This is a genomic window from Micromonospora sp. CA-269861 (assembly GCF_050948505.1).
Lineage (GTDB): Bacteria > Actinomycetota > Actinomycetes > Mycobacteriales > Micromonosporaceae > Micromonospora.
On record NZ_CP192014.1, the window covers coordinates 5734096 to 5758664 of the forward strand.

Annotated in this window: 24 protein-coding genes; 6 read left to right on the forward strand and 18 right to left on the reverse strand. The window is 71.8% G+C overall.

Going from position 1 to position 24569, the window contains the following annotated elements:
- The first annotated feature begins 151 nt into the window (after positions 1 to 151).
- The 3 genes from ACQP0U_RS26215 (at position 152) to ACQP0U_RS26225 (ending at position 3815) form a co-directional block, all read left to right on the forward strand.
- A complete protein-coding gene (locus tag ACQP0U_RS26215) occupies positions 152 to 2302 on the forward strand; it encodes a M14 family zinc carboxypeptidase (protein WP_433311999.1) in 2151 nt (716 codons plus the stop codon).
- A gap of 131 nt (positions 2303 to 2433) precedes the next feature.
- Positions 2434 to 2628: a hypothetical protein gene (locus ACQP0U_RS26220; protein ID WP_433312002.1), complete on the forward strand. Its 195-nt coding sequence runs from the start codon at positions 2434 to 2436 to the stop codon at positions 2626 to 2628.
- Positions 2629 to 2714: 86 nt separating this feature from the next.
- On the forward strand, positions 2715 to 3815 hold the full coding sequence (locus ACQP0U_RS26225; protein WP_433312005.1) for an aKG-HExxH-type peptide beta-hydroxylase: 1101 nt from the start codon (positions 2715 to 2717) through the stop codon (positions 3813 to 3815).
- Positions 3816 to 3849: 34 nt separating this feature from the next.
- On the opposite strand, the gene fxsT is transcribed toward ACQP0U_RS26225, so the two are convergent.
- From fxsT to ACQP0U_RS26240, 3 genes are read right to left on the reverse strand one after another with little or no spacing between them, the layout of a single operon-like run.
- Entirely contained in the window at positions 3850 to 7050 is a 3201-nt protein-coding gene (fxsT, locus tag ACQP0U_RS26230; RefSeq protein ID WP_433312007.1) for an FxSxx-COOH system tetratricopeptide repeat protein, read from the reverse strand.
- The gene (locus ACQP0U_RS26235; protein ID WP_433312010.1) at positions 7047 to 8024 is read right to left on the reverse strand and encodes a trypsin-like peptidase domain-containing protein; all 978 of its coding nucleotides are present in this window, start codon (positions 8022 to 8024) and stop codon (positions 7047 to 7049) included. Before ACQP0U_RS26235 ends, fxsT begins: the two co-directional genes overlap by 4 nt.
- A 57-nt stretch (positions 8025 to 8081) precedes the next feature.
- Complete coding sequence (locus ACQP0U_RS26240) at positions 8082 to 8453, reverse strand: CU044_2847 family protein (protein WP_433312013.1); 372 nt, start codon at positions 8451 to 8453, stop codon at positions 8082 to 8084.
- 130 nt (positions 8454 to 8583) lie between these two features.
- Here ACQP0U_RS26240 and ACQP0U_RS26245 point away from each other — a divergent pair, with 130 nt between their 5' ends.
- A complete protein-coding gene (locus ACQP0U_RS26245) occupies positions 8584 to 9348 on the forward strand; it encodes a class I SAM-dependent methyltransferase (RefSeq protein ID WP_433312016.1) in 765 nt (254 codons plus the stop codon).
- A gap of 185 nt (positions 9349 to 9533) precedes the next feature.
- Here the strand turns inward: ACQP0U_RS26245 and ACQP0U_RS26250 are convergent, their stop codons facing one another.
- Positions 9534 to 10079, reverse strand: coding sequence for a hypothetical protein (locus tag ACQP0U_RS26250; RefSeq protein ID WP_433312019.1), 546 nt, complete (start codon positions 10077 to 10079; stop codon positions 9534 to 9536).
- A 137-nt stretch (positions 10080 to 10216) separates the two neighbouring features.
- Here ACQP0U_RS26250 and ACQP0U_RS26255 point away from each other — a divergent pair, with 137 nt between their 5' ends.
- Positions 10217 to 10558 (forward strand): hypothetical protein, encoded by a 342-nt coding sequence (locus tag ACQP0U_RS26255; protein ID WP_433312021.1) that lies wholly within the window; start codon positions 10217 to 10219, stop codon positions 10556 to 10558.
- A gap of 11 nt (positions 10559 to 10569) precedes the next feature.
- On the opposite strand, the gene ACQP0U_RS26260 is transcribed toward ACQP0U_RS26255, so the two are convergent.
- The 4 genes from ACQP0U_RS26260 to ACQP0U_RS26275 form a co-directional block, all read right to left on the reverse strand.
- Complete coding sequence (locus ACQP0U_RS26260; protein ID WP_433312024.1) at positions 10570 to 11037, reverse strand: ribose-5-phosphate isomerase; 468 nt, start codon at positions 11035 to 11037, stop codon at positions 10570 to 10572.
- Positions 11038 to 11124: 87 nt separating this feature from the next.
- The gene (locus tag ACQP0U_RS26265) at positions 11125 to 12324 is read right to left on the reverse strand and encodes a DUF1015 family protein (protein ID WP_433312027.1); all 1200 of its coding nucleotides are present in this window, start codon (positions 12322 to 12324) and stop codon (positions 11125 to 11127) included.
- A 113-nt stretch (positions 12325 to 12437) separates the two neighbouring features.
- The gene (locus ACQP0U_RS26270) at positions 12438 to 12917 is read right to left on the reverse strand and encodes a hypothetical protein (protein ID WP_433312033.1); all 480 of its coding nucleotides are present in this window, start codon (positions 12915 to 12917) and stop codon (positions 12438 to 12440) included.
- A 180-nt stretch (positions 12918 to 13097) separates the two neighbouring features.
- Positions 13098 to 13724 (reverse strand): mycothiol-dependent nitroreductase Rv2466c family protein, encoded by a 627-nt coding sequence (locus ACQP0U_RS26275; protein WP_433312036.1) that lies wholly within the window; start codon positions 13722 to 13724, stop codon positions 13098 to 13100.
- Positions 13725 to 13945: 221 nt separating this feature from the next.
- Here ACQP0U_RS26275 and pepN point away from each other — a divergent pair, with 221 nt between their 5' ends.
- Positions 13946 to 16495, forward strand: coding sequence for an aminopeptidase N (gene pepN / locus ACQP0U_RS26280; protein WP_433312039.1), 2550 nt, complete (start codon positions 13946 to 13948; stop codon positions 16493 to 16495).
- A 168-nt stretch (positions 16496 to 16663) separates the two neighbouring features.
- Here pepN and ACQP0U_RS26285 read toward each other — a convergent pair whose 3' ends face one another.
- The 10 genes from ACQP0U_RS26285 to ACQP0U_RS26330 all read right to left on the reverse strand — a co-directional run bounded on the left by ACQP0U_RS26285 (position 16664) and on the right by ACQP0U_RS26330 (position 24556).
- Positions 16664 to 17071, reverse strand: a complete 408-nt coding sequence (locus tag ACQP0U_RS26285) for a DUF5130 family protein (protein WP_354945602.1) — start codon at positions 17069 to 17071, stop codon at positions 16664 to 16666.
- Positions 17058 to 17378 (reverse strand): aa3-type cytochrome oxidase subunit CtaJ, encoded by a 321-nt coding sequence (ctaJ, locus tag ACQP0U_RS26290; RefSeq protein ID WP_433312043.1) that lies wholly within the window; start codon positions 17376 to 17378, stop codon positions 17058 to 17060. The genes ACQP0U_RS26285 and ctaJ overlap by 14 nt, the downstream gene beginning before the upstream one ends.
- Positions 17379 to 17429: 51 nt before the next feature.
- Complete coding sequence (locus ACQP0U_RS26295; protein ID WP_433312046.1) at positions 17430 to 18893, reverse strand: amidase; 1464 nt, start codon at positions 18891 to 18893, stop codon at positions 17430 to 17432.
- A 164-nt stretch (positions 18894 to 19057) separates the two neighbouring features.
- On the reverse strand, positions 19058 to 20059 hold the full coding sequence (locus ACQP0U_RS26300) for an amidohydrolase family protein (RefSeq protein WP_433312049.1): 1002 nt from the start codon (positions 20057 to 20059) through the stop codon (positions 19058 to 19060).
- Positions 20059 to 20583, reverse strand: a complete 525-nt coding sequence (locus ACQP0U_RS26305; protein WP_433312052.1) for a 3-hydroxyanthranilate 3,4-dioxygenase — start codon at positions 20581 to 20583, stop codon at positions 20059 to 20061. Before ACQP0U_RS26305 ends, ACQP0U_RS26300 begins: the two co-directional genes overlap by 1 nt.
- A complete protein-coding gene (locus ACQP0U_RS26310; protein ID WP_430497308.1) occupies positions 20580 to 21002 on the reverse strand; it encodes a RidA family protein in 423 nt (140 codons plus the stop codon). The genes ACQP0U_RS26305 and ACQP0U_RS26310 overlap by 4 nt, the downstream gene beginning before the upstream one ends.
- The gene (locus tag ACQP0U_RS26315) at positions 20999 to 21772 is read right to left on the reverse strand and encodes a 2-keto-4-pentenoate hydratase (RefSeq protein WP_433312056.1); all 774 of its coding nucleotides are present in this window, start codon (positions 21770 to 21772) and stop codon (positions 20999 to 21001) included. The genes ACQP0U_RS26310 and ACQP0U_RS26315 overlap by 4 nt, the downstream gene beginning before the upstream one ends.
- Positions 21769 to 22833 (reverse strand): 4-hydroxy-2-oxovalerate aldolase, encoded by a 1065-nt coding sequence (gene dmpG, locus ACQP0U_RS26320; RefSeq protein WP_433312059.1) that lies wholly within the window; start codon positions 22831 to 22833, stop codon positions 21769 to 21771. The genes ACQP0U_RS26315 and dmpG overlap by 4 nt, the downstream gene beginning before the upstream one ends.
- Positions 22830 to 23762, reverse strand: a complete 933-nt coding sequence (locus ACQP0U_RS26325) for an acetaldehyde dehydrogenase (acetylating) (RefSeq protein ID WP_433312062.1) — start codon at positions 23760 to 23762, stop codon at positions 22830 to 22832. The genes dmpG and ACQP0U_RS26325 overlap by 4 nt, the downstream gene beginning before the upstream one ends.
- Positions 23759 to 24556 (reverse strand): 2-keto-4-pentenoate hydratase, encoded by a 798-nt coding sequence (locus tag ACQP0U_RS26330; protein ID WP_433312064.1) that lies wholly within the window; start codon positions 24554 to 24556, stop codon positions 23759 to 23761. The genes ACQP0U_RS26325 and ACQP0U_RS26330 overlap by 4 nt, the downstream gene beginning before the upstream one ends.
- Between the last annotated feature and the right edge of the window lie 13 nt (positions 24557 to 24569).

Here is a 24569-nt window from a genome sequence, read left to right on the forward strand (position 1 = left end):
GTTTCGAGATAGTCACGCGGGGTCCGGCTCGGAGGGTTGCGCCGGAACTCCCGCAGATGTCACAGGGATCAACGCACCACCACCTTGACAGGTGTCGATCTGTGCACTGGTGTAAGGACCAAGCACATCGACGTCCGTCACAGGAGGGCACATGATCGTCCGACGACGGTGGACAGCTGCCGCCACCACAGTGATCCTGTTCAGCGCAGTGTTGTCCCATCCCGCTTCCGGAGCGGCGGCCCCCGCCGCACCGGCAGCACCGATCACTCTGAGCGCCACCGAGACCGCAGTGGTCCGGGTCCAACTCCGGGACCAGGCCCAGTTGGACAGGCTCGTCGCCACCGGCGCGGACCTGGCCAACCGGCCCCGCGCACGGGACGGCCGGATCCTCGCCGACCTGGTGCTCAGCGGCACGCAGCTCGCCGAACTGACCGCACAGGGTGCGACGGCCGTGCAGATCGTGCAGCACGCCGGGGACGGGAACCGGCACTACGCCGACAGCGTCCGCGCGGCGCAGGCCCGCACCGCCGCTGGACTGCGCGCACCGGCCGCCGGCCAGCGGTCCACCACCGCCGCCGCTGCCGTGGACACCCTCCAGGTGCAGCAGGCGTACTGGTGGACGACGACCGGACAGACCTTCCTGCAGGCCCAGGTGGCCACCACCGCCACCGACGACCCGGATGTCGAGATCACCGTCAGTTGGCGGACGGCGGACGGCACCACCGGCTCGTTCCCGCTGTACCGGTTCGAGGACTCCGGCGAGTACCAGTACCACTACGCGCTCCCCCAGCCGGTGCCGAGCCGGCCGGTCCAGCTGAGCGCCACCTCAAGCCTCGGCGGGGTCAGCCGGGCGGTCACGCCGACGCTCTGGCCGAACGCCACGCCGCCGCCGCTGCCGGCCGGTTACCAGAAGGACTTCATCGACGCGTACCTGACGCCGGTGGACATTCAGGCGCGGATCAAACGGCTGGCCCGCCAGTACCGGGACCTGGTTGACGTGATCGACCTGCCGAACAAGACCCAGGGATACCGGCGCACCGCCGCCGCGTACCTGGGCGACCCGGCCGTGGCCGCCCTGGTGGTCGAATCGGTCCGCTTCGGCGACCAGAACATGAACGGCGTACAGGTGCGGACGGTCGACCCGGGCCGGGCGAACCGACCGTTGACCGTCGGCTACCGGGATCGTGTGCTGACCGTGTCGCTGGCCACCGACACCGCCGGGAAGACGGTGAGCACCACCGACGAGGTCGCGGCGGCGATCAACTCCCGTCAACCGGACCGGTTCCGGGCCACCGTCGAGGACGGCTCGGCCGGGCTGCCGATGCCCGTCGCCGGCCCCGCCCGGCTCGACGACGGCCTCCAGGGCACCGAGGTGCCGACGCGGCCGTGGACGGTGCAGGCGCTGCGCCTCGGCGTACACCGGGACGGCTCCCGGGTCGGGGTGCTCGCGTACTCCCAGGAACACGCCCGGGAGTGGGCCACGCCGTTGGTGACACTGGAGTTCGCGGAGCGGATGCTGGCCAACGCCCGGACCGACCCGGCCACCCGTGAGCTGCTGGAGCAGGTCGACATCTTCATCATCCCGACGGTCAACCCGGACGGCGCGAACTACTCGTTCAACGACTTCAACTTCCAGCGCAAGAATCTCGTGAACCACTGCACCGGGGCGGCCCGCGACCCGAAGAACCGCACCTCGTGGGGCGTCGACATCAACCGCAACTACACCGTCGGGTCGTACTTCGACGGCTACGTGGGTGCCAGCGCGAACTGCCTGTCCGGCAACTTCGCGGGCACCGCGGAGCTGTCCGAGGCGGAGAGCCGCAACGTGATCGCGCTCGCCGAGGACCACCCGAACATCAAGTTCGCGATGAACGTGCACTCCTACGGCGGGTACTTCATGTGGCCGCCGGGGGCGTACCGGGCCGACGGCAGGGTCACCCTGCCGCGACCGTCGATCGACGAGTCGACGCTGTTCCTCAACAGTGCCCGGCGGATCGTCGGCGCCATCGCCCAGGAGCGCGGCACCGTCACCTGGCCGTCGCAGACCGGACCGGTCGCCGACGTGCTCTACTCGGCCGCCGGCAACTCGGCCGACCAGCTCTACTACGAGCTGGGCATCTTCGCCTGGGACTTCGAGGTCGGCAACGACCTGTGGAACCCGGCGACCAACCAGTGGGAGGGCGTCGGCTTCCAGCCGCCGTTCGACGAGGCGCACGGCGAGTCCCAGGAGTACGCCGGCGGGCTGGTGGAGATGGTCCGGGTGGCCCGCGACTACGCGGCCGCCGAGGCGGCTGCCGGCTGACCAGTGGGTCCCGTACCGCCGCCGGGCACGACCGGCGGCGGTACGGGCGCGGCGGCGGACGGTAAGGCGATGGTGATCACAGACGTTGACGTGTTTTCATGTCAGCACGCCTGCGCCAACCCGGGACATCGATGACTGAGCAACCCGCACCTGATCACCTCGTCGTGGTTGACGTGTTGACGCAGGGCCTGAGCCACCTGCTACGCGACGAGGATCCGGAACTGGCCCGATGGATCGAGGAACTGGTCGCGACACTGAAGAGTCCCCGGCAGACGACGCTGACCGGCTGGAACAGCTTCCTCGATCCCGGCGCCGACTCCACCTGACGCGGTCGGACTTCACCCGACTGGCCGACGGCAGCGCGGGCCCGGCCTCCATCCGCGGTCTGCGGCACGCGCAACGCAACCGCACGATGCTCGTCCTCAAGAACCTCGCCGACACCGACGACACGCTGGCGGCGGCGGCGCGCCTGCTCGGCCACGCCCACCGCCTCGACCCCGCCGCCGCGGACGTGCTGCTCGACCATCCGTGGCTGGCCGTCTGGGCGGTCGATCGGGTCCGGCACGGCACCACCGGCCGACCGGACTACCTGCCGTTCGCGGCGCTCGCGGCGGCCGCCCTCAGCGGTTGGTCGGACGCGGCGGTACCGGTCACGCCGTGCGCGGGGCTGGTGCCCGTGCCGGGCCTCGGGGTGGTGCGCCGACGCGGCGGCAGCACGACTGTGACGCCTGCCGACCTGACCGGGCGACAGTGGGCACCCACCCGCTGGTGGCGCCTCACCGACCAGTCGGTCACCCTCGACCTCCGCGTCGACGACCTGGACCCCTACCGCGACTGCTTCGGGCTACCTGTCGCCGCGCGGCTCACGCCACCGCGCGCCGCGGAGCTGGAGCGGTCCGTCGGGCACGCCTGGCACCTGCTCGTCGCGTACGCCCCGACGCACGCCGCCGAGGTGGCCGCCGGGATCACCACGTTCGTGCCGCTGGCCGGTGGTGCCGAGCGCGGGCACAGCGTCACGCACGCCGACGCCTTCGGGGCGTTCGCCGCCGACGCCGACCTCGACCCGGTGGACCTGGCCGTGACGATGGTGCACGAGCTGCAACACAGCAAACTCAACGCCGTCCTCGGTCTGGTCCAGCTCTACGAACCGGCCGATCCGGTGCGGTACTTCGCGCCCTGGCGTCCCGACCCGCGCCCGATCGGCGGCCTGCTGCACGGCACGTACGCGTTCACAGCCGTCGCCGAGGTGTGGGCCGCGCTGCGCGCCGATCCGGAACTGGCGGCCCAGGCCACCGCTCGATTCGCGGTGGTACGCGCGCAACTGGAGCGCGCGCTCGTCGAACTCGCCCGGGCCGGAAGTCTCACCTCGGCCGGGCGGCTCTGGGCGGACCGCCTGTCCGAACGGATCGGCCGGCTGGCCGCCGTGCCGATCCCGGCGTCGGCCGACGCCGCCGGGCGGCGGGAGGTGGCGGAGGCCGAGCGCGCACATCGACCGACGATCACCACCGGATGAACCCGCGGCTGGCGCACGGCCGTCGCGCGAGGCGTCAGGTCAGCCCGACGGTCTCGATGTCGCACTCGATGCGACGCTGCCCCCGGGCCGCGTCCACCTCCGGATGGTCCGGCCCGAACAACGCCTCCAGCGCTGCGGCAGCCTCGTCGAGCAACTCGCGGCCCCGAGCCTCCTCGCCGACCTCGATCAGATCGACCCCCGCGTTGACCGCGCAGTAGAGCGTGTACGGGTGCCCCGGCCCACGCAGGCGACGCGAGTCCTCGAGGATCGCCTCGGAGAGCACCTGCGCCTGTTCCAACCGGTGCGACCGGACCAGGTTGATCGCCTGCGCCGAGCGCGCGCTCAGCAGGTACGGATGGGTGGGCGGCAGCGCCTCGCCCATCCCCAGCAGGGTGGCCGCGCCCAGCTCCCGCGCCTCACGGTCGAAGTTGCGCGCCCGCAGGATCACCCCGAGGTTGACCGCGGCGCAGAGCGTGACCGGATGCCGCTCCCCGAAGACGGCTCGGAAGGTGGCGTGCCCCTGGGCGGCCAGGGCGTACGCCTGCGTGGCGTCGCCCGCTGCGCGCATGGCGTTGGCGCAGGTCATGCCGGCCTCCGCGGCCAGCACGTGGTCGGTCCCGAAGCGGCGGGTCACCAGGCGGTAGTTGGCAGCGCCCTCCACCACTGCGGCGTCGAGCCGCCCGGTCTTGCGCAGGCAGGCGATGTGGATGCAGGTGGCACGCAGCACGGTGAGGTGCTCCGCGCCCAGCAGCGAACGCTGCACCGGCAGGGAGCTGTCCAGTAGTTCCAGCGCGTCGGCGTACCGGCCCAGGAGGTAGAGGTCACGCGCCTGGGCCTCCTGGGCCAGCACCAGCGCATAGGTGCCGTCCTCCGCGGCCGCGCCGGCGTGCCGTGCCACTTCGAGGTTGAGCTGGTACGCCCCCTCGAAGTCGCCGGTCAGGCGAAGGTTGATCGCCATCGAGTTCATCACCCGCAGCGTGCTCGGATGCCCGTCGCCGAGCACCCGGCGGTGCACGTCGAGGTTGCGCCGGTCCAGATCGGCGGCGGCCGCGAAGTCGCCGATCCGCCGCAGGTCCGCGCCGACGCTGTTCGCCGCGCCCAGTGTGTACTCGTGCTCCTCACCGAGGCTGGTCCGCATCCGCTCCAGCGCCTGAAGGCCGAACTCGGCGGCGCGCGGGTCGGCGAGCAGCCGCAGGGCGTCCGCGTACCGTCGCATCGCCAGCAGGGTCAGCGGATCGCCGCTGCGCTCGCCGTCCGGGCCGGGCTGGTCCCAGGCGGCCAGGATCTCCTCCGCGAAGTCCCGGCAGCCTTCGAAGTCGCCCAGGTTGTAGATGTAGCGCAGCTGGTCCATCGCCGTCCGGCGGGAGTCGAGGTCACCGTGGATCAGGCCGGCGACGCGGACGTGCGGCGCGATGTCGGCGTGGCGCGGCCAGGTGCTCCGGTCGTCGGGGAAGCCCGGGTTCGCGGCGGCCAGCAGTCGGCGGGCGTTCGTCAGCGCGCTGTCGTCGCCCTGCTCGGCGAGCCCTTCCCGGAGGACCGCCTGCACCAACCGGTGCACCTGTACGTGTCGGCCGGCGTTGTCCGCCTTCGCGAGCCCGAGCGACGCCAGTTGCCGGATGGCCCGGGCTATGTCGTTGCGCTCCTGCAGGCTGGTGCGGAGTGGTTCGTCCAACCCGGCGCGACGCCCCTCCCACAGCAGGCGCATCGGGACCGGGTCGGGGCTGAGGAAGGCGAGCAGTTGGATCAGCTGCGCGGCGGCCGGGTTCTGCTCGCGTACCGCGGCGAGCGCCATCGACACCACTGTCAACACGGTGCCCCGGTACTGCCGGGGCTGCCCCTCACCCAGCAACTCGCGGGCGTGTTCCTTGAGGTCGACGAGGTATTCGTCGACCGACGACAGCATGGTGAGCAGCCAACTGGCGGCCTGTTCCAGGGCGAGCGGCAGATCGCCGAGCTCCGCCGCGAGCCGGCGGGCATCCTCAGGGGTGGTCGCCGGGCGTCGCTTGAGCAGCAGTTCCACGCTCTCGGCCCGGGTGAACACGTCGACGTCAAGGGTCAGGGCGCTCGCCGACCAGGCCATGTTGCGGGACGTGACGAGGACGTGGCCGCGTTCGCCGACGAGGTTCGACGAGGGCATGAGCGGGGCCAGCTCGTGCGGGTCGTCGGCGTTGTCGTAGACCAGCAGCCAACTGAGCGAACTCGTCGACAGGGAGTCGAGCACCGTCCGCACTGTCTGCTCCAGGCTGGCGCTCGCCGCCAGGCCGAGCCGCTCGCCGAGAGCCGCGATCGAGGTACGCAGCGCAGTCAGATCCTCGGCGGCCATCCACCAGATCAGCTGGTAACGGTCCGCGTACCGGTAGGCGAACTCGACCGCGAGCTGGGTCTTGCCGACCCCACCGACACCGCGCAGCGCCGCTTCCGGCAGCACCGAGGCCCGGTGCTGTGCGGAGAGCAGTTCGTCGAGCGCGACGAGCTGCTTCTCCCGGCCGGTGAAGTACAGGTTGCGCGGTGGGACGCCGCCCCGGATGAGAGTTCGGGATCGCTGGGGCGTCGTCTCCTCGATGATGATCGTCCTGCGCATGTCGGATTCAGGTTCCTCTCCACCGGCCTCGGCCGGTGCCGCCTGGTGCGGGGATCGTAGCGACGTCCAGTGCGCCTTCGCAGCCACGCGCACATCGTCGAGGTCGGCGGCGCTCAGCCGCAGGGCCGCCGCCGCATCCCGCAACCACTGCTCCACCGGCGTACCGTCCGACTCCAGACCCGCCTGGACCAGGCCCGCCAAGGCCACGGCCGCCGGGACCGGCCAGTCGCCCACCGGCTGCCAGCCGACGGCGTCCACGAGGCCGGGCAGGTCCTCCGGAGACAACGGACCATCCGCGACTGCCGCGACGGCCCCGGTCAACACGTCGGTCGGGACGTCCGTGAGCACCTGCACGAGGAGCCAGGAGAGGTAGACCTGCTGGGCGAGGGTGACCCCGGCGGCGCCCGGGTGGAAGTTGCCGATGACCTGCAACAGCGTCGGCACGCCCCGAGGCTCCTGTGCGCAGGCGCGCACGATGCGATAGACGTCGTACTGGACCTCCGGGTGCCGGGACACCGAGAGTCGTTTGCGCAGCTCCCCCTCGACCTCGTCGAGGTAGAGCGAACGGGTGTTCCCGTCGTTGATCGACGTCATCGACAGCAGCGCGGCGCAGATGGCCTGCACCTGGGCGCTCGGCATCCGGGGCGTCGTCACCGATTGTCCTCCGTACCCGTCAGCAGACCGAGGCTCTCGGCAAGGTCACGGAAGGCCCGCAGTGGTGTGCTTCCCGACCCTTCCGTCAACAGCAGGACGCGATAGAGAGCCGCGATCCCATCCTCGTATTCTAAGCCCGTTCGAATCAGGCCGAACATGTCGAGACCCAGTGGTCCGAATGGTTTCACCATCCGACTGATGTGTGATGGCAACGACTGAATGACCAATTGACGGCTGTCGGGGTGTCGGAGTACGGGGATTTCCTCCAGCAGCCGGGCCAGCGCCATCTTCTGCGCGAATGAGAGCGGTGCGGGAACCGGCCGGGCAACGGCCGGCCGAGGGCCGGACGGCAGCACGGCAGGGGGCAGCAGACCGGGCGGGAGCAGGTCGGGCGGCAGCAGGGCGGGCCACTGCCCGACCGGCAGCATCCAGGCGACCAGTTGCTGGCCGACGCTCGTGCGGGCCAGCACCATGCCCACCACTGCGCCATCCGAGGCGTACACCCCGGAACCACTGAACCCTCTGTCGACTGCCGCCGTGGCCGAGGAGACCCGGTCGAGTTGACGCCACCGGGTGCTCGCGTCGACCGGACCGACGGCCCGTGCCATCACCAGCACCGACGCCGGGGTGTTCGCCGGGTAACCCACTATCCGCACGTCGAACTCGTCGTCGCCGCGATCGGCCAGGGTCGCGGGGGCGGACGGCAGTGGTGTCGCGCAGCGCAGGACCGCCACGTCTCCCTCGCCCGCCGGGCCGACAGCCCGGGACCAGGTCACCTCGGCGGCGATCCGGGTGCCGGGCTGGCTCGGTGTGTCGACGAGCAACCCGGGCTGGTCGGCTCCGGTGCCGTCGTTGACGACGTGCCAGCAGGTCAGCACCAGGTCGGTGGTCAGCTGGATGCCCGCGCCGACGACCGACGGGGAGTGGCCGCCGAGGATCCGAACCCGGCCGGCGAGCGACCGGGTGCCGGTCATCCCTGCTCCACCGACCATTCGACCCGGACGGTCGGCGGCCGGCGGCCGGCGCTGCGGTCAGTCATGCGCGACGGTCTCCTGCGCGACGGGCCCGTCCTCAGTCGGCGACGGCAGGGCGGCGACGCCCGAGCTCCAGATCAGCTTGACCTTGAGGTGGCCCTGCGCGCTGGTACGGGCGACCACGGCGCCGGCCTCCGCGGTGAGGGTGACGCCGATCTCGACCTCCAGCTGATCGGGGCGGACCGACACCCCGTGAATGACGCCCAGCGCCGCGTCGAGCGCCGGTTTGATCTGGGCCAGTGCCATTTCCAGCGTCTGCCGGGCGGGGCGGATCCGGTCGAGGAGGCCGACCCGTTCCAGGTCGGTGCCCGCGTGTTCCTCGACGAGGAGGACGCCCTGATCAGTCTCGAAACGAAGGAGATCCGCCACGTGACAAATTCTCGCCGAAAGATCGTTCGGAATCGGTGTCAGATCACTGACAGGAGTCATTGCATGCACCCTGCGCCGACACGGGCCATTCCTTCTTGCCATCGCCACCACGGCCTGTCAGCCTGGCCTGATGCAGGACACGGCGACCTTCGAGGATCTGCTCCGCGAAGGTGCCGACGCATCCGTGGACGGTTGGGACTTCTCCTGGTTCCACGGCCGCGCGACAGAACAGCGGCCGTCCTGGGGATATCTGAAACTCATGGCAGCCCAGATGAGGGTGGCCCGCGCCGCGCTGGACATCCAGACCGGGGGCGGGGAGGTGCTCTCCGAGGTGCCGGCGTTTCCCGCGGTGATCGTGGCCACCGAACACTGGCCGCCCAACCTTGAACTGGCCCGGCGCGCGCTCGAACCGCGCGGCGTGCGGGTGGTCGACGTTGCCGAGGACGCCCCGTTCCCGTTTCCCGACGAGACGTTCGACCTGGTGGTGAGCCGGCATCCCAACGTCGTGCTCTGGGACGAGATCGCGCGGGTGCTCACACCCGGCGGGCGGTACCTGGCCCAGCAAATCGGCCCCGGCTCCAACCGGGAGCTGGCCCAGTTCCTCACCGGTCCCCGTGAGATCAGCGACGAACGCAGCCCAGCCCGCGCCGCCGCCGGCGCGCAGGCCGCCGGCCTGGTCATCGACGAGCTGCGGCACGAGGCGTTACCGACCACCTTCAACGACGTCGCGGCGGTGGTGCACTTCCTCCGCAAGGTCATCTGGACGGTGCCGGACTTCACCGTGGACCGCTACCGGGCCCGCCTCGCCGATCTGCACCACCACATCCGCCGGCACGGTCCGTTCGTGGCCCACGCCCAACGCATCCTGGTCCGGGCGCACAAACCCGAGCGCTGACGCGAGCGCACCGGGGCAGCAGGCTCCCCGAACGGGTAACCAGTCGGACCGGCCGGCCACGGATGAACGGCGGCCGGCCGGGTAAGCGGCAGCCTTGCCTGGTGGGGAGACGACCGGTGTCGCGGCGTGCCGCGACCGGGCGCGCGGGCGGGCGGCGAAGGCCGGCCCGCCCGGCGTTCCCCGGGTCAGTTCGAGGAGATCCAGTTCCAGGCCGAGACGACCCACTCGGTCTGCTGGAGCCACGCCACACCGAGGCCGGCGAGGAAGACGGCCGTCGCCAGGTGGGCACCTCGGGCGCTACGCCGGACCCGGCCCAGCTGCCGCTCCAGCACCACCCGGCCGACCAGCCTAAACAGGGCGAACAGGCCGACCGCCACCAGCAGGCTGAGCACCAGCACCAGCAGCGGGCCGCTCAGGTCACCCTGGCCGGACAGCGCCCAGATCCCCCAGCACACGAACGCGAAGAGGCCGCCCGCCGCGCTCCACTCACCGCCGCGACGCAGTTGCGCCATCCGCGCGCTCAGTGAGCGGCGCGGCACCGGCCCGCCCGGCCACCCGGTGCCGGTCGGCTCCTGCTCGACCACCGGGAACGGCTCCGTCCGCGGGGTGCGCGGCTGACCCACCGGAGCGACCCCCCGGCGGAACCCGTCGCGCTGCGGCGGCACCCCGACGCCGGCCTGCGGTGGCACCTCCACGGTCCGCTCCGCCCACGGCTGCGTCTGGTCTGCCATCTGTGCTCCCCCTGACCGACGGCAACAGCACCGCCTGCATTCGAGGGTAGCCAGCCGGCAAATCGGTCGCCGACCCCGGCCGGGACGCGCGACCGCACGACGCTGCCGGATCAGGCCGGGCAGGGTACGGTCGGCTGATGGGTGACCCCGACCGGCGACGGCGACGGCTGCGCCACCACGCCGACACCGAGACGGCCAGACCGGGTGCCGACAGCCCGACGACAAGCACGCCGGCCGTGCACGACGGTGACGACCCACCGCCGCGACGCAGGAACGCCGGCGGCGACGAGCGCGACGGCGAGCGGGGGCTGCGCGGGTTGGTCGGTTCCGGCTCGTCCCAGGTGGGGCTCAGCGCCGCCCTACGGGCCCGGGACGCGGCCCGCCCCGACGACGACGACCTGGCCGAGGCGGAGGCCCGGGTGGTGGTCGTCCGACGGAACTGGGTGCCCCGCGAGGAGTTGCCCCGCTCGCCACGCTGAGCGACGCACGGTCAGGGCAGGTCGGGCAGCTTCCGGGTCCGCTCGTACTCGGCCACCTGGGCGATCCGACGAGCGTGCCGCTCGTTGCCGGAGAACGGCGTGTTCAGGAAGGCCTCGACGATGCCTGTCGCCTCGTCCAGCGTGTGCTGACGGGCCCCGATGGCGACCACGTTCGCGTCGTTGTGCTGACGGGCCAGCTGAGCGGTCTCGACGCTCCAGGCCAGCGCGGCGCGGACGCCGGCGACCTTGTTGGCGGCGATCTGCTCACCGTTGCCGGAGCCACCGATGACCACTCCGAGGCCCGCCTCGTCGGCCACCACCTGGTCGCCGGTGTGCAGGCAGAACGTGGGGTAGTCGTCGTCCGGGTCGTAGCCGTGCGGGCCGACGTCGACCACGTCGTAGCCCTGCATGGCCAGGTGGTTGGCCAGGTGCACCTTCAACTCGAAACCGGCGTGATCGGATCCCAGGTAGACGCGCATACCGGGCAGTCTGTCAGGCCGGGCTCGGGGACGTCACAGGGGCGGCGTCCCCGAGCCGGGTTCGTCACACGGTCGTGCGGGTGGCACTCAACGCGGCAGTTCGGCGACGACCAGACCGCCGCGCGCCTTCGGGGTGAACCAGGTGCTCTTGCGGGGCATCTTCTCCCTGGCCAGGTTGACGGCGACGAAATCCGCCACGGTCACCGGCGCGATCAGGATGGCCAACTCGGCCCGCCCGGCGTCGACCTCACCGGTGAGCCAGCTCGCCGGGTAGTCACCACCGACGTAGGTGATCCGCTTGTCGCCCGGGTCCAGACCGAGAGCGTCGCGCAGCACCAGCCGCTCGACCAGGGCGTGGTCCAGGTTCTCCAGGCGGGCCGAGGCGGTGGCGGGCAGGCGCACCGCGTACCCCTGGCCGTCGAGGCGGAGGTGCACGGTGCCGCCGGCCGCCGGGACCTCGACCGGGCCGTCGATCGGCTCGACCTCGGCGCCCGCGGCCCGCAGCCGGTCGAGCAGCTCGGCCGGTGAGGTGGTCAGCTCGCTGACCAGCCGGTTGTATGGCTGGATGGCCACCGACGCGGGGGTGGTGACCACGGCCAGGAAGCGCGGCAGCCCCCCGGTCTGGGCGGCCAGGCTGCGGTGGTTGCCGTCCGCGACGACCAGGTCCCCGCCACCGGCGAGGGCGGTGAGCGTGGCCTGCTCCGGGCCGGGGCCGAGCAGCCAGATGGCGTGCGTGCGCCCCGCCTGGTCGGTGTCGGTCGCGGCGGGCGCGCCGGCCGTGTCGGTCGCCGCCGCGAGCGCGGCGTGCAGCTCGTCGCCACGCCCGGTCTGGAGCAGGAGTACGGGTGACAGCAGGTGGCCCAGCGCGTCGGCAAGCGCCACCCGCTCGCGCACCTTGGCGATGAAGACGTCCTCGTTACGGATGACCAGGCCCGGCTCGTCCGCCCGGGTGGAGATCTGGTCGGTGTCCACCATCGCGAACAGCCCGTACGCCGGCTCCTCGCCGGGTGCGCTGATCCGGTAGAGCACCACGACCTGCTCGGCAGGGGTGTAACTGCCGTCGGCCTTGGCCTCGGCGAGGCGGGCCACCGCGTCCGGCAGCGCGTCGAGGAACGACTTGCCCAGGCTCTGCGGGGCGCGGTGCGGCATCTCGATGCCGAGAGCGCTGTGCGGGTTCGACTCGATGATCGCGGTGATCTCCGCGTCGTCGGCGAACTCGTCGTAGTTTTGCGCGCTGGTGCCGCCAGTGGTGACCCAGGCCCGGGTGATCGGATGCACGACCGTCATGCCCACTGACGCTACCGGCGACGGTGTCGCCGCCGACGGGGACCCGCGCGGCGTCCACCAGATGAAAGTGCCCTGGTGGTCAGCCGGCGCGGTCGGAGGTGCCCCGGCGGTGCCTACCCGCGCTCACCGGCCCACCGTTGCCGCGTCGACCGCCGCCGATCGGCCCGGTGTTCAGGGTGCGGCGGGGCGACGCGGGGGCCCCGGCACCGGACGGTCGGGGGAGGCGCCGGAACGGGCCGCGGGTTCAGCGGCGGCGTCGGCACCGGGCGCGGAGGAGCCGGCGCCGGCGGCGGGGGCGCCGGTTCGGCCGGCGCCGCCCCCGACGGCACCAGCGCCGGCACATCTGTCGGCACCGCGTCGACGGGCGACGGTAGCGGGTCGACCGACGTGGGTGGGGTGAGTCGGGAGGTCACCGGGACCCGCGCCACGCCCACCACGATGGGCGGCGCGAGCAGATCCACCAGGTGGGCGGGTAGGTCCGGGCGGACCGTCGGCCAGCGGGAGTCGTCAACGGACCAGTAGTCCGCGCCGGGAGTCTCGATCACCCCCTGCCGGGTCAACTGATCGTCACCGGACGCACGGTGCTTGGCCATCGGGATTGCCTCCACGAGCTGCGGCGCGCGGCCCTGCGGGTCGCTGCGGCGGACACCGAGGGAAACGACGCCGCCCGCCTCCCGGTGACGCCACGACCGTCCGCCGACCTCGGCGTCCGACCCGGAACGCGCCCCGTCCGCGCCGCTGACGAGGCACGGACGGGGCGCGGCGGGCGTCGCTCAGTCGAAGATCGGGCTCTGCTCGCGGGTGCGCTTGAGCTCGTAGAAGCCCGGGGTGCCGGCGACCAGCAGCACGCCGTCCCAGAGTCGGCCGGCGGCCTCCCCCTTCGGAGCCGGAGTGATCACCGGGCCGAAGAACGCGACAGGAGCGCCGTCCGGGCCGGGCGCGTGCACGACCGGAGTGCCCACGTCCTGACCGACCGGACGCATGCCCGCCTCGTGGCTGGCCCGCAGCGCCTCGTCGTAGTCGGTGCTGTCGGCGGCCGCGGCCAGCGCCGGGTCGAGGCCGGCCTCGGTGAGCGCGGCCACGTACAGCTCCGGACCCCGCTCCTGCTTCTGCAGGTGGATCCGGGTGCCGAGCGCGGTGTACAGCGGACGCAGCACCTCATTGCCGTGGCGCTGCTCGGCGGCGATGCAGACCCGCACCGGGCCCCACGCGGTCTTCAGGAACTCCTTGTAGTCCTCGGGCAGCTCGTCCCGGCCGTCATTGAGCACGGCCAGGCTCATCACGTGGAAGCGGATGTCCACGTCCCGGATCTGTTCGACCTCGAGCAGCCAACGGGAGGTGATCCACGCCCACGGGCAGGCCGGGTCGAACCACATGTCGGCGGTGACACGTTCGGTCACGGTGAGATCCCTTCGCGACGGGTGACGCCGACGGGTCGGCGTCTCAGGAGAATCTTCACCCCGCAGCGCATCGACCGGCACCCGAATGAGAGCGTGACCTCGGCCACCGCGGGCTGCCCGTACATGGAAGACTCGAATCGGGCCGGCCGTCACGAGCGGTAGGCGAACGGGCGCCGCCGGGCGTACGGCGACATGTGGGATGGAGACGAACAGTGCCGGGAGTGCGCAACCTGACGCAGGTCGAGGCGACCGAGCGGGCACGCCTGCTCAACGTGACGGGGTATGACATCAGTCTGGACCTGTCCACCGCCGTGCTGGCGGCCGACGGCCGCACGTTCAGGTCGACGACCGAGGTGCGGTTCCGCTGCTCCGAACCGGGCGCGAGCACGTTCATCGAGTTGGCCGCCGAGTCGGTGCGGTCCGCGACGCTGAACGGCGCGCCCGTCGACCTCTCCGACTGGTCGGCCGAGAGGGGCCTGACCTTGTCCAGGTTGGACAGTGACAACGTCCTGGTCGTCGAGGCCGACTTCGGTTACTCCAACAGCGGCCAGGGTCTGCACCGGACGGTCGACCCGGTGGACGGCGAGACGTACCTCTACAGCCAGTTCGAGACGGCCGACGCGCAGCGGGTCTACGCCTGCTTCGACCAGCCCGACCTGAAGAGCGTCTACACCTGGCACGTCACGGTGCCGGCGCACTGGCGGGCGGTGTCCAACATGCCGGTGCAGCGCGAGGAGCCGGCGGGTGAGGCGCTCAAGACGCTGCACTTCACCGAGTCGCCCCGGATGAGCACCTACATCACGGCGATGTGCGCCGGGCCGTACCACGAGGTGCGCGACGCGCACGACGGCATCGACCTGGGTGTGTTCTGCCGGGCGTCGATGGCGCAGTACCTGGACTCGGACGACCTGTTCCTGATCACCAAGCAGGGCTTCGACTTCTTCCACGAGAAGTTCGGCGTGCGCTACCCGCTGCCGAAGTACGACCAGCTCTGGGTGCCCGACTTCAACGCCGGCGCGATGGAGAACTTCGGCTGTGTGACGCACGCCGAGTCGCACTACCTGTTCCGCTCCCAGGTCACCGACTTCGAGTACGAGCAGCGGGCCAACACGATCCTGCACGAACTGGCCCACATGTGGTTCGGTGACCTGGTCACCATGCGCTGGTGGAACGACCTGTGGCTGAACGAGTCGTTCGCCGAGTGGGCCAGCCACTGGTGCAACACCAACGCCACCCGGTTCTCCGAGGCGTGGACGACCTTCCTGTCCATCCGGAAGAACTGGGGCTACCGGCAGGACCAGCTCTCCTCCACCCACCCGGTGTACACCGAGATGCCGGACATGGAGGCCGTGGAGGTCAACTTCGACGGCATCACCTACGCCAAGGGCGCGAGCGTGCTCAAGCAGCTCGTCGCGTACGTGGGTGAGGAGCCGTTCGTGGCCGGGCTGCGGGCCTACTTCGGCAAGCACGCCTGGGGCAACGCCACCTTCGACGACCTGCTCACCGAGCTGGAGGCCGCATCCGGTCGGGAGTTGCGCAAGTTCGCCGCGCAGTGGTTGGAGACCGCGCAGGTCAACACGCTGCGGCCGGAGGTGACCATCGGGGCGGACGGCACGTACGAGCAGGTGCTGGTGCGGCAGGAGGCGCCGGCGACGTACCCGACGCTGCGGACGCACCGGATCGGCGTGGGCCTGTACGACCTGACCGACGGGCGGCTGGTCCGTCGTGAGCGGTATGAGGTGGACGTCACCGGCGAGCACACCGATCTCGCCCCGCTGCGTGGCGTCCGGGCGGCCGACGTGCTGCTGCTCAACGACGACGACCTCAGCTACACCAAGCTTCGCCTCGACGACCGCTCGATGGCGACAGTGGTGCAGCACATCGGTGGCTTCGACTCGTCGCTGGCCCGCGCGCTCTGCTGGACCGCCGCCTGGGACATGATCCGCGACGCCGAGCTGTCCGCCCGCGACTACGTGGCGCTGACGCTGAGCGGGCTGCCCGCGGAGACCGACATCAACCTGGTCACCGCCACTCTGCGGCAGGCGACCACCGCGCTCACCCTGTACGCCGACCCGGCCTGGGCGCCGACCGGCTGGGCCGACCTGGCCCGTACCGCCCGGGACGCGCTCGCCGCCGCCGAGCCCGGCAGCGGGTTCCAGTTGGCCTGGGCCCGTGCGTTCACCTCGGCGGTCCGCTCCGAGGAGGACCTGGCGACGCTGCGCGGTTGGCTGGACGGCACCGGCGTGCCGGCCGGGCTGACCGTCGACACCGAGCTGCGCTGGTCGGTTCTCGCCGCGCTGGTGGCCAACGGCGCTGCCGGCACCGCCGAGATCGAGGCGGAGCTGAGCGGCGACCGCACGGCCAGCGGTGAGCGGGAGGCCGCGTACGCGCACGCGTTGATGCCGACTGCCGAGAACAAGGCGGCCGTGTGGGCACTGCTCACCGGCCCGGACTCGCTGCCCAACTGGCGGCACCGGGCGCTGTTGCAGGGCTTCGCCCACCCGGCCCAGGTGGAGCTGGTCGCCCCGTACCGGGAGCGATACTTCGCGGCGGTCGGGCAGGTGTGGGCGACCCGGGACAGCGAGCCGGCACAGGAGTTCGCCCAGCTGGCGTACCCGACCTACCTGGTGGACGACGACACGGTGGCGGCCACCGACGCGTGGCTGGCCGGTGACGGGCACCCCGCCCCGCTGCGTCGGCTGGTGGCCGAGGGCCGCGACGGCGTGGTGCGGGCGTTGAAGGCTCGCGCGAAGGACGCCCAGAGCGCCTGAGCAGCGTTGACCGGCCCGGGGCCGGCGTGGGTGTTAGCCCGCGCCGGCCCCGGGCCGTCGGTTGCGAAGATCGTGCTCGAACATGGAAACAGGGGCCTCAGCCGCAGCTGGGACCCCTGTTTTCTGGATCGGGCACGATCTTGCGTGCACGCGCGTCGTGTGTGTCGGTCAGCCCTTGCCGGCGTGGCTGGCGAGCTGGTCGAGGCCGTTGATGATGCCGCCGGCCAGGTCACCGCCGCTGAACGCGCCGACCATGGAGAGCGCGGCCAGCTTGGCGTACGTGTCGGGGATGCGCTTGCGCGCGTAACGCCCGGTGATGATCTCCAGCTGACGCTGGTTGGGCGACACGGCGATCAGCACCGACTTGTCGGGCTCGGCGAGCTGGCGGTGCAGCCGCTGGGCATGCTCGCGGATCGGCTCGTCGAGACCACCGACGAAGACCGAGAAGACCAGGCCGGTGCCCTGGTCGGCCAGGCGCAACGCCTCGTCGATGCGCAGCAGCTGGCGGGTCGAGAACGGCCCGTCCAGCACCTCGGGCGGATTTTCCGACCCGGTCTGCTTCTCACCAACGGTCACTTGCGCCTCCGGTTCCACCGGCCGGCGCCTCGACGCTGGCCTGCTCAAGCTTGTGGCTGGTCAGCGCGGGCGCCTGCGCCCCCGCCGTCAGCGCGGTGCCGGCCGAGTCGGCCAGCTGCTCCGGACGGCCCAGGAACCAGACCGGAGTGAAGTCGAAGGGTCGGCCCGGACGGTAGCGCTTGGCGCCACCGCCACCGCCGGTGGCACCCCCACGGCTACCGGCGTACGACAGGCCGGCGATGACCAGCACCGCGGCCAACGGGATGCCGACGAAGACCAGCAACGTCTCGGTAACAGACAATCCCAACGCCCCCAGGCGGAAGAAGGACGACCTTGAACAACCGGGTCGGATGGACGATCACGCTGCCGACCGCCCGACTCCGTCGCCATTCACGTTAGCGGAGTCGGCGGCCCGCCAGATTGCGGGGTGCCGATCCCATCCGTCACTGGAGTTCTCCAGTTGCGCAGCGGTAGCGATAAGCCGCGCGTCGTCGCCGTACCGGCCGGTGAGCAGCACCCCGACGGGCAGGCCGTCGGTCGTGGTGCCCAGCGGCAGGGAGACTGAAGGATCGCCGGTGACGTTGAAGATGGCGCAGTAGGGCGAGAACCGGCGTTGCCTGTCGAAGTCGGCGGCCGGGTCGGCGTCGGCGGTGAACCAGCCGACGGGCGCCTGCGGGGTGGCCAGGGTGGGACAGAGGAGCAGGTCGCAGCCGGCGGTACGGCGGGCGCCGAGGCGGACCTGCGCCTGCAACTCCCCGAGGGTGGCGGACAGGGTGCCGGCGGACAGCTCGGCGCCCCGGGACCGGAGCAGCCGGGTCAACGGCAGCAGCTCCGCCTCCCGCTGCGGCGGCACCGGGGAGAGCGCCAGCACGTACCAGAGGATCTCGAACAGCGGCCACGCCGCCGGCCCGAGCGGCGGCGGCACCTCGACCACCTCGTGGCCGGCCGCCGTGAGCAGCGCGGCAGCCCGGTCCACGGCGGCCACGCAGTCCGGGTGCACGGGTTCGTCGGCCAGCATCGGCGTGGTGAACCGGCCGACCCGCAGCGGGCCGGGCTCGGCCCGGCGCGCGACGGCCAGGTAGCCGCCGGACGGCGCGGGCGGCGGCAGGTAGGGCTCGCCGGCGACCGGGACGGCCATCACGTCGAGCAGCGCGGCGACGTCGGTGACCGTCCGCCCGAGCGGGCCACTGGTGGGCAGGCCGAACGCGCCGGAGCCGATCGGCCCGCCGGAGACGAGGCCCCGACTGGGCTTGTAGCCGACCAGGCCGCAGAGCGACGCCGGAATGCGCAGCGATCCACCGCCGTCGGACCCCTGGGCGACCGGGACCAGCCCGGCCGCGACCGCCGCCGCCGCGCCACCGCTGGACCCGCCCGCGGTGTACGCCAACTGCCACGGGTTGCGGGCCGGCGGCGCGACCCGGCCCTCCGAGTAGAGCGAACAACCCAGCTCGGAGGTGGTCGTCTTGCCCAGGCTGACCAGGCCGGCGGCCTTCATGAACCGGACCACGTCGGCGTCGACCGGCGGGACGAAGTCGAGGAAGGCGGCCGAGCCGAAGGTGGTGCGGATCCCGGCGGTGAGCGTCAGGTCCTTGATCGCGGTCGGCACGCCGTGCAGCGGGCCGCGCTCCTCGATCGGCACCGCGTCGGCGGCGCGGGCGGCCTGTCGGGCGAGGTCCGGTGTGACGGTCACGAACGCGCCCACTGTGTCGCCGAGCGCCGCCACCCGGCTCAGCGAGTGCTCGACCAGGTCGACGCTGGACAGCTCGCCGCAGGTCATCGCGGCGGCCTGCTCCAACGCGGTCAGGTCGTGCGGCTCGGCCATGCCGTCATCCTGCCGGCCGTCGGCCCTCCGCGCAGCCGACACGCGCTGGCAACCGGACGCCGGACGCCCGCCGGGCCTGTCCAGCCGCAGATCTTGGACAGTTACCGTCCCCGGCGAACGGAAACTGTCCAAGATCTCCTCACGCCGAGGGCGAGGCGGTGTGCTCAGCCGTACAGGAAACGCCTCGCGTTTGTGGACAGGAGCTTGTCGCGTTGGTCGTCGCTGAGGAAGTCGGCCGCGTGCACCACCGCACCGGCCGGCCGTTCGCCCAGCGGGTACGGGTAGTCGCTGCCGACCAGCACCCGGTCCTCCCCCAGCGTGTCGACAAGCAGGCGCAGGGCTGGCGGCGCGAAGACCACCGAGTCGACGCTGAACCGGTCGAGGTAGCTGCTGGGTGGGCCGGCGGACGCGCCCCGGACCAGGTCGCCACGGCGGTGCCAGGCGTTGTCGGCGCGGCCGAGCCAGAACGGGAAGCTGCCGCCACCGTGCGCGAAGCAGATCCGCAGCGTGTCGGGCACCCGGTCGAAGACGCCGCCGAGGATCAGCGCCAGCACCGACAGGTGCGTCTCGGCGGGCATCCCGGTGAGCCAACGAGCCATCCACCGGTCCAGGCGCGGCCCGCCCGGCATGTCCCACGGGTGGACGAAGACGGGTGCTCCCACCTCGGCGCAGTGCTGGAGAAAGGTGACCACTCCGGCGTCGTCCAGGTCGCGGTCGCCGACGTGGTTGCCGATCTCCACGCCCACGTGCCCGGCGGCGAGGCTGCGATCCAACTCGGCGCAGGCGGCGTCCGGGTCCTGGAGCGGCACCTGGCAGAACGGCACCAGTCGGTCACCTCCGGCCGCGGTGACCTCCAGGGTCAGGTCGTTGAAGATCCGGGCGACCTTCACCGCCTGGTCGGCCGGGCGGTCGTAGCTGAAGAAGACAGGGGTGGGCGAGACCACCTGCACGGCCACGCCGTCGGCGTCCATGTCGGCCAGTCGGCGCGACGCGTCCCAGCACTCGGCGCCCACCGGGCGGAACTCCGTCTCCCCCACCATGATCATGGCGGCGCGTTCGGAGTCGACCCGCAACCACGGCCAGCCGGACCCGCCGCAGGCCGCGCCGAGGTCCGGCCAACCCTTCGGTACGACGTGCGTGTGCACGTCGACCACGCCTGCGGGCATCAGCCCTTGCCCGGGTGCAGGGTGCCGCAGTTGGCGCAGGTGCGTGCCTGCTCATCGGCGTAGAACGCCTGGAACACCGGGGGCAGATCGGCGGCGATGTCGCGGACCTGCAACTCCACCTCGTGCACCTTGCTGCCGCACCCGGGGCAGTACCACTGGAACGTCTCCAGCGTGCCCTCCTCGCGGACCCGCTCGACGACCACGCCGATCGAGCCGGCCTCCGGCCGCTGCGGCGAGTGCGGGGTGTTGCGCGGCAACATCCACATCTGACCCTCGCGCACGTGCACCGTACGCGGCCCCTCCGGGGTGACCAGGTTGATGTGCATGTTGCCCTTGACCTGGTAGAAGAACTCCTCGTACGGGTCCACGTGGAAGTCGGTGCGCTGGTTGGGCCCGCCCACCACCATCACGATGAAGTCGTCCCCGCCGGGGAACATCTCCTTGTTGCCCACCGGGGGCTTCAGCAGGTGCTGGTTGTCAGCGATCCAGCCCGGAAAGCTGAACGGCTCGGCGATCTCACTCACGACTGACCTCCCGAGGGAAGAAGGGCCACGGCCTGGATTTCGATGAGCAGGTGCGGGTGCGGCAGCTGGTGCACCGCCACCGTCGTACGGGTCGGGCCGGAGGCGTCGAAGAACTCGGCCCACACCTCGTTGTAACCACCGAAGTCGTTCATGTTGACCAGGTACGTCGTCACCTGGACCAGGTCGGTGAGGTCCGCGCCGACCGAACGCAGCAGATCCCGCACGTTCTCGATGACGGCCCGCGTCTGCACCCGGATGTCGAGGTTGGTGGTGCCGAACCCGTCCACCTCGACACCGGCGAAGGTGTTGTCGGCACGCCGGGAGGACGTACCGGAGACGAAGACGAACCCACCGGCGACCTTGACGTGCGGGAAGGCCCCCCGCGGCACCGCCTTACCGGCCACCACCCGGGCGGTCATGACGACGCCCGCAGCGACGCCGTGCCGAGCTTCTCGACGACGGCACGGACGTGGGCACCGGGACGCAGCGGCACAGCGGCGGTCGCGGCACCGGCCAGGAAGACCCACCCGGACTCCAGCCGCACCCCGTGCCGGCCCGCCAGCCGGATGCCCTCGTCGAGCGCCCGACGCGGATCACCGAGGATCGCCGCCGTCGAGCCGACCTGCGCCACCCGCCCGTCGACCTCCAGCAGCACGCCCAGATTGTCCAGCCCCGCCGGCACCGGCGACCACTGCCCGATCACGAAGGCGGCGGCCGAGGTGTTGTCAGCGATCACGTCCGGCAGCGAGAAGCGGAAGTCCGCGTACCGGGAATCGATCAACTCGATGGCCGGGGCGACAGCGCGGACCGCCGTGGCGAAGTCGCCGACCGGCTCGCCCGGTTCCGGCAGCCGGTCCAGCAGGAACGCCACCTCCGGCTCGACCCGGGGATGGATGTACGCGGCCGGGTCCACGGCACCGCCGTCGGGCACCCGCATCGCGTTGGTGAGCCGCCCCCAGATCACCTCGTCCACGCCGACCTGGGCCATCTTCGCCCTGCTGGTCAGCCCCATCTTCAACCCGACCAACCGCTCACCGGCGTTCAGCCGACGTTGCAGCAGCGCGGCCTGCACGGCGTACGCGGTGTCCACGTCGAGGCCGGTCTCGGCGGCGAGTTGCGGGATCGCGGTGGCCGTGTCGGCCGCCGCGCCCAGCTTGTCGGCGATCCCCACGATGTCCACGCCGATCATGAATGCTCCTCCTGGTCGGCCAGGTCGAGTGCCACGTCCACGATCATGTCCTCCTGGCCGCCCACCATCCGGCGGCGGCCCAGCTCGACCAGGATCGAACGGACGTCCACTCCGTACTTCGTGGAGGCCCGCTCGGCGTGCCGCAGGAAGCTGGAGTAGACCCCCGCGTACCCCAGGGAGAGTGTTTCCCGGTCCACCTGGACCGGCCGGTCCTGTAGCGGGCGGACGATGTCGTCGGCGGCGTCCATCAGCGCGAACACGTCGCAGCCGTGCTTCCAGCCGTGCAACTCGGCGACCGCGACGAACACCTCCAGCGGGGCGTTTCCGGCGCCCGCGCCCATGCCGGCGAGGGACGCGTCGACGCGGACGGTCCGGCCGTGCGCCGCGTCGGGGCCGACCGGCGCGGACCCGGTGACCCGGCCGTGCTCGACGGCGAGGACGCTGTTGGCCACCCCGAGCGACAGGTTGTGGTGGGCGTGGATGCCGATCTGCGTCTCCGGGGCGAGGACCTGCCGGTACGCGTCGACCCGCTGCGCCACGTCCGACATCAGCAGCCGGCCGCCGGAGTCGGTGACGTAGACGCAGTGCGCCCCGTACGACTCCATGAGCTTGGCCTGCCCGGCGAGCCCGGCCGGGTCGTTCATGTGCGACATCATCAGGAACCCGGCCACGTCCATGCCGTTCTCCCGGGCCCAGGAGATGTGCTGGGCGGAGATGTCCGCCTCCGTGCAGTGGGTGGCGATCCGGACGCTTGTCACCCCGAGCGCCTTCGCCGCCTTCAGATCGGCGATCGTGCCGATACCCGGCAGCAGCAGGGTGGTCAGTTTGGCAGTGGTCAGCACCTCGGCAGCCGCGGAGATCCACTCGGCGTCCGTGGCGGCGCCGTGGCCGTAGTTGACGCTGGAGCCGGCGAGGCCGTCACCGTGCGCCACCTCGATGGCGGCCACCCCGGCGGCGTCCAACGCGGCGGCGATGGTGCGGACGTGGTCGACTGTGTACTGGTGGGCGATGGCGTGCATGCCGTCGCGCAGCGTCACGTCCTGGATGTACAGCTCGGTCATGCCGGGACCCCCTTGGCCCGCAGGGCGACCAGCCGCTCCGCGGTACGCAGCGCGGCCGAGGTCATGATGTCCAGGTTCCCGGCGTACGCGGGCAGGTAGTGCCCGGCACCGGAGACCTCCAGGAAGACCGACACCTGCAGGGCGGTGAGCTGCCGCCCGAACGTCGGCAGGTACGCCTCGACCCGGTCGAACTGCACGTCCTGCTTGAGCCGGTAGCCGGGGACGTACTCCTGCACGGCCGCCACCATCTCGGCGACCGAGGCGGCGATGGCGTCCGTGTCGGCGTCGGCGTCCGGGCAGAGGCAGTAGACGGTGTCCCGCATCAGCAGCGGCGGGTCCGCCGGGTTCAACACGATGATCGCCTTGCCCCGCTCGGCACCGCCCACCACCTCGATGGCCCGAGCCGTGGTCTCGGTGAACTCGTCGATGTTGGCCCGGGTGCCCGGCCCGGCGGACTTCGACGCGATCGACGCGACGATCTCCCCGTACGCCACCGGGGTGACCCGGCGGACCGCGGCGACGATCGGCACCGTCGCCTGCCCACCGCAGGTCACCATGTTGACGTTCGACTCGTGCAGGTGCTCGTCGAGGTTGACCGGCGGCACCACGTACGGGCCGAGCGCGGCAGGCGTCAGGTCGACCACAGTGCGGCCGTGGGCGCGCAGCACCTCGTCGTGGCGTCGGTGCGCCCCGGCCGAGGTGGCGTCGAACACCAGCTCGACGTCGGCGAACTCGGGCAGCGCGACGAGCCCGTCCACACCGTCGGCGGTGGTGGCGACGCCGAGCCGGCGAGCACGTGCCAGGCCGTCGGAGGCCGGGTCGATGCCGGCCATCGCCACCATCCGCAGGCTGTCACTCAGCCGCAACACCTTGATCATCAGGTCCGTGCCGATGTTTCCTGATCCCAGCACCGCCACGTCAGTGGTCACTGGTTGCCTCCCTTGCTGAAGCACGTACGCACCGAGCCGAGCCCGGAGATCCGGGCCTCGTACGCGGCCCCCGGGGTGACCGGGACCATCGGGCCGAGCGCACCGGAGAGCACCACGTCCCCGGCGCGCAGCGGGTCACCGGCGCGGGCGAGGGTGCCGGCCAGCCACTGCAGGGCGTGCAGCGGGTTGCCCAGGCAGGCAGCGCCCGCGCCCACCGAGACCGGCTCCCCGGCGTGCTCCAGCACCATTCCGCACAGTCGCAGGTCGAGGTCGGCGAGCCGGCGCGGCGTGGTGCCGAGCACGAAGAGCCCGCTGGAGGCGTTGTCGGCGACAGTGTCCACGATGGAGATGTCCCAGGCGGCGATCCGGGAGTCGACGATCTCGATCGCCGGCAGCACGTGGTCGACAGCGCGGATCAGGTCGACGGTGGTGAGCTGCGGGTTCGAGAGATCCTTGTCGAGCACGAAGGCGATCTCCGCCTCGACGCGGGGCTGGAGCAGCCGCTCGATGGGCACCTCGACGCCGTCGCCGACCGCCATCGCGTCGGTCAGCATGCCGAAGTCCGGCTGGAACACCCCGAAGGACTCCTGCACCGCCCGGGAGGTCAACCCGATCTTCGCGCCGACCCGGCGTTCGCCGCGGCCCTGCCAGGCCCGCGCCTGGAGCTGCTGCACCCGGTACGCGGCCTCGACGTCTCCCTCCGGCAGCAGTCGGCCCCGGAGCGGCGCGCACGGCTTGCCGGTGCTGCGGGCGTCGGCCAACTCCCGGTTGGCGGCCTCGATGTCAGCTTCCATGCCCGCTCCCTCG

Excerpts from the sequence above, each read along its gene's own strand:
- ACQP0U_RS26265 (WP_433312027.1), bottom strand. The coding sequence starts at position 12,324 with ATGACGGTCGTGCATCCGATCACCCGGGCCTGGGTCACCACTGGCGGC.
- dmpG (WP_433312059.1), bottom strand. The coding sequence starts at position 22,833 with ATGACCGAGCTGTACATCCAGGACGTGACGCTGCGCGACGGCATGCAC.
- ACQP0U_RS26220 (WP_433312002.1), top strand. The coding sequence starts at position 2,434 with ATGACTGAGCAACCCGCACCTGATCACCTCGTCGTGGTTGACGTGTTG.
- ACQP0U_RS26215 (WP_433311999.1), top strand. The coding sequence starts at position 152 with ATGATCGTCCGACGACGGTGGACAGCTGCCGCCACCACAGTGATCCTG.
- ACQP0U_RS26245 (WP_433312016.1), top strand. The coding sequence starts at position 8,584 with ATGCAGGACACGGCGACCTTCGAGGATCTGCTCCGCGAAGGTGCCGAC.
- ACQP0U_RS26300 (WP_433312049.1), bottom strand. The coding sequence starts at position 20,059 with ATGCCCGCAGGCGTGGTCGACGTGCACACGCACGTCGTACCGAAGGGT.
- ACQP0U_RS26255 (WP_433312021.1), top strand. The coding sequence starts at position 10,217 with ATGGGTGACCCCGACCGGCGACGGCGACGGCTGCGCCACCACGCCGAC.
- ACQP0U_RS26250 (WP_433312019.1), bottom strand. The coding sequence starts at position 10,079 with ATGGCAGACCAGACGCAGCCGTGGGCGGAGCGGACCGTGGAGGTGCCA.
- ACQP0U_RS26295 (WP_433312046.1), bottom strand. The coding sequence starts at position 18,893 with ATGGCCGAGCCGCACGACCTGACCGCGTTGGAGCAGGCCGCCGCGATG.
- ACQP0U_RS26310 (WP_430497308.1), bottom strand. The coding sequence starts at position 21,002 with ATGACCGCCCGGGTGGTGGCCGGTAAGGCGGTGCCGCGGGGGGCCTTC.
- ACQP0U_RS26330 (WP_433312064.1), bottom strand. The coding sequence starts at position 24,556 with ATGGAAGCTGACATCGAGGCCGCCAACCGGGAGTTGGCCGACGCCCGC.
- ACQP0U_RS26270 (WP_433312033.1), bottom strand. The coding sequence starts at position 12,917 with ATGGCCAAGCACCGTGCGTCCGGTGACGATCAGTTGACCCGGCAGGGG.
- ACQP0U_RS26235 (WP_433312010.1), bottom strand. The coding sequence starts at position 8,024 with ATGACCGGCACCCGGTCGCTCGCCGGCCGGGTTCGGATCCTCGGCGGC.
- ACQP0U_RS26315 (WP_433312056.1), bottom strand. The coding sequence starts at position 21,772 with ATGATCGGCGTGGACATCGTGGGGATCGCCGACAAGCTGGGCGCGGCG.
- ACQP0U_RS26225 (WP_433312005.1), top strand. The coding sequence starts at position 2,715 with ATGCTCGTCCTCAAGAACCTCGCCGACACCGACGACACGCTGGCGGCG.
- ACQP0U_RS26260 (WP_433312024.1), bottom strand. The coding sequence starts at position 11,037 with ATGCGCGTCTACCTGGGATCCGATCACGCCGGTTTCGAGTTGAAGGTG.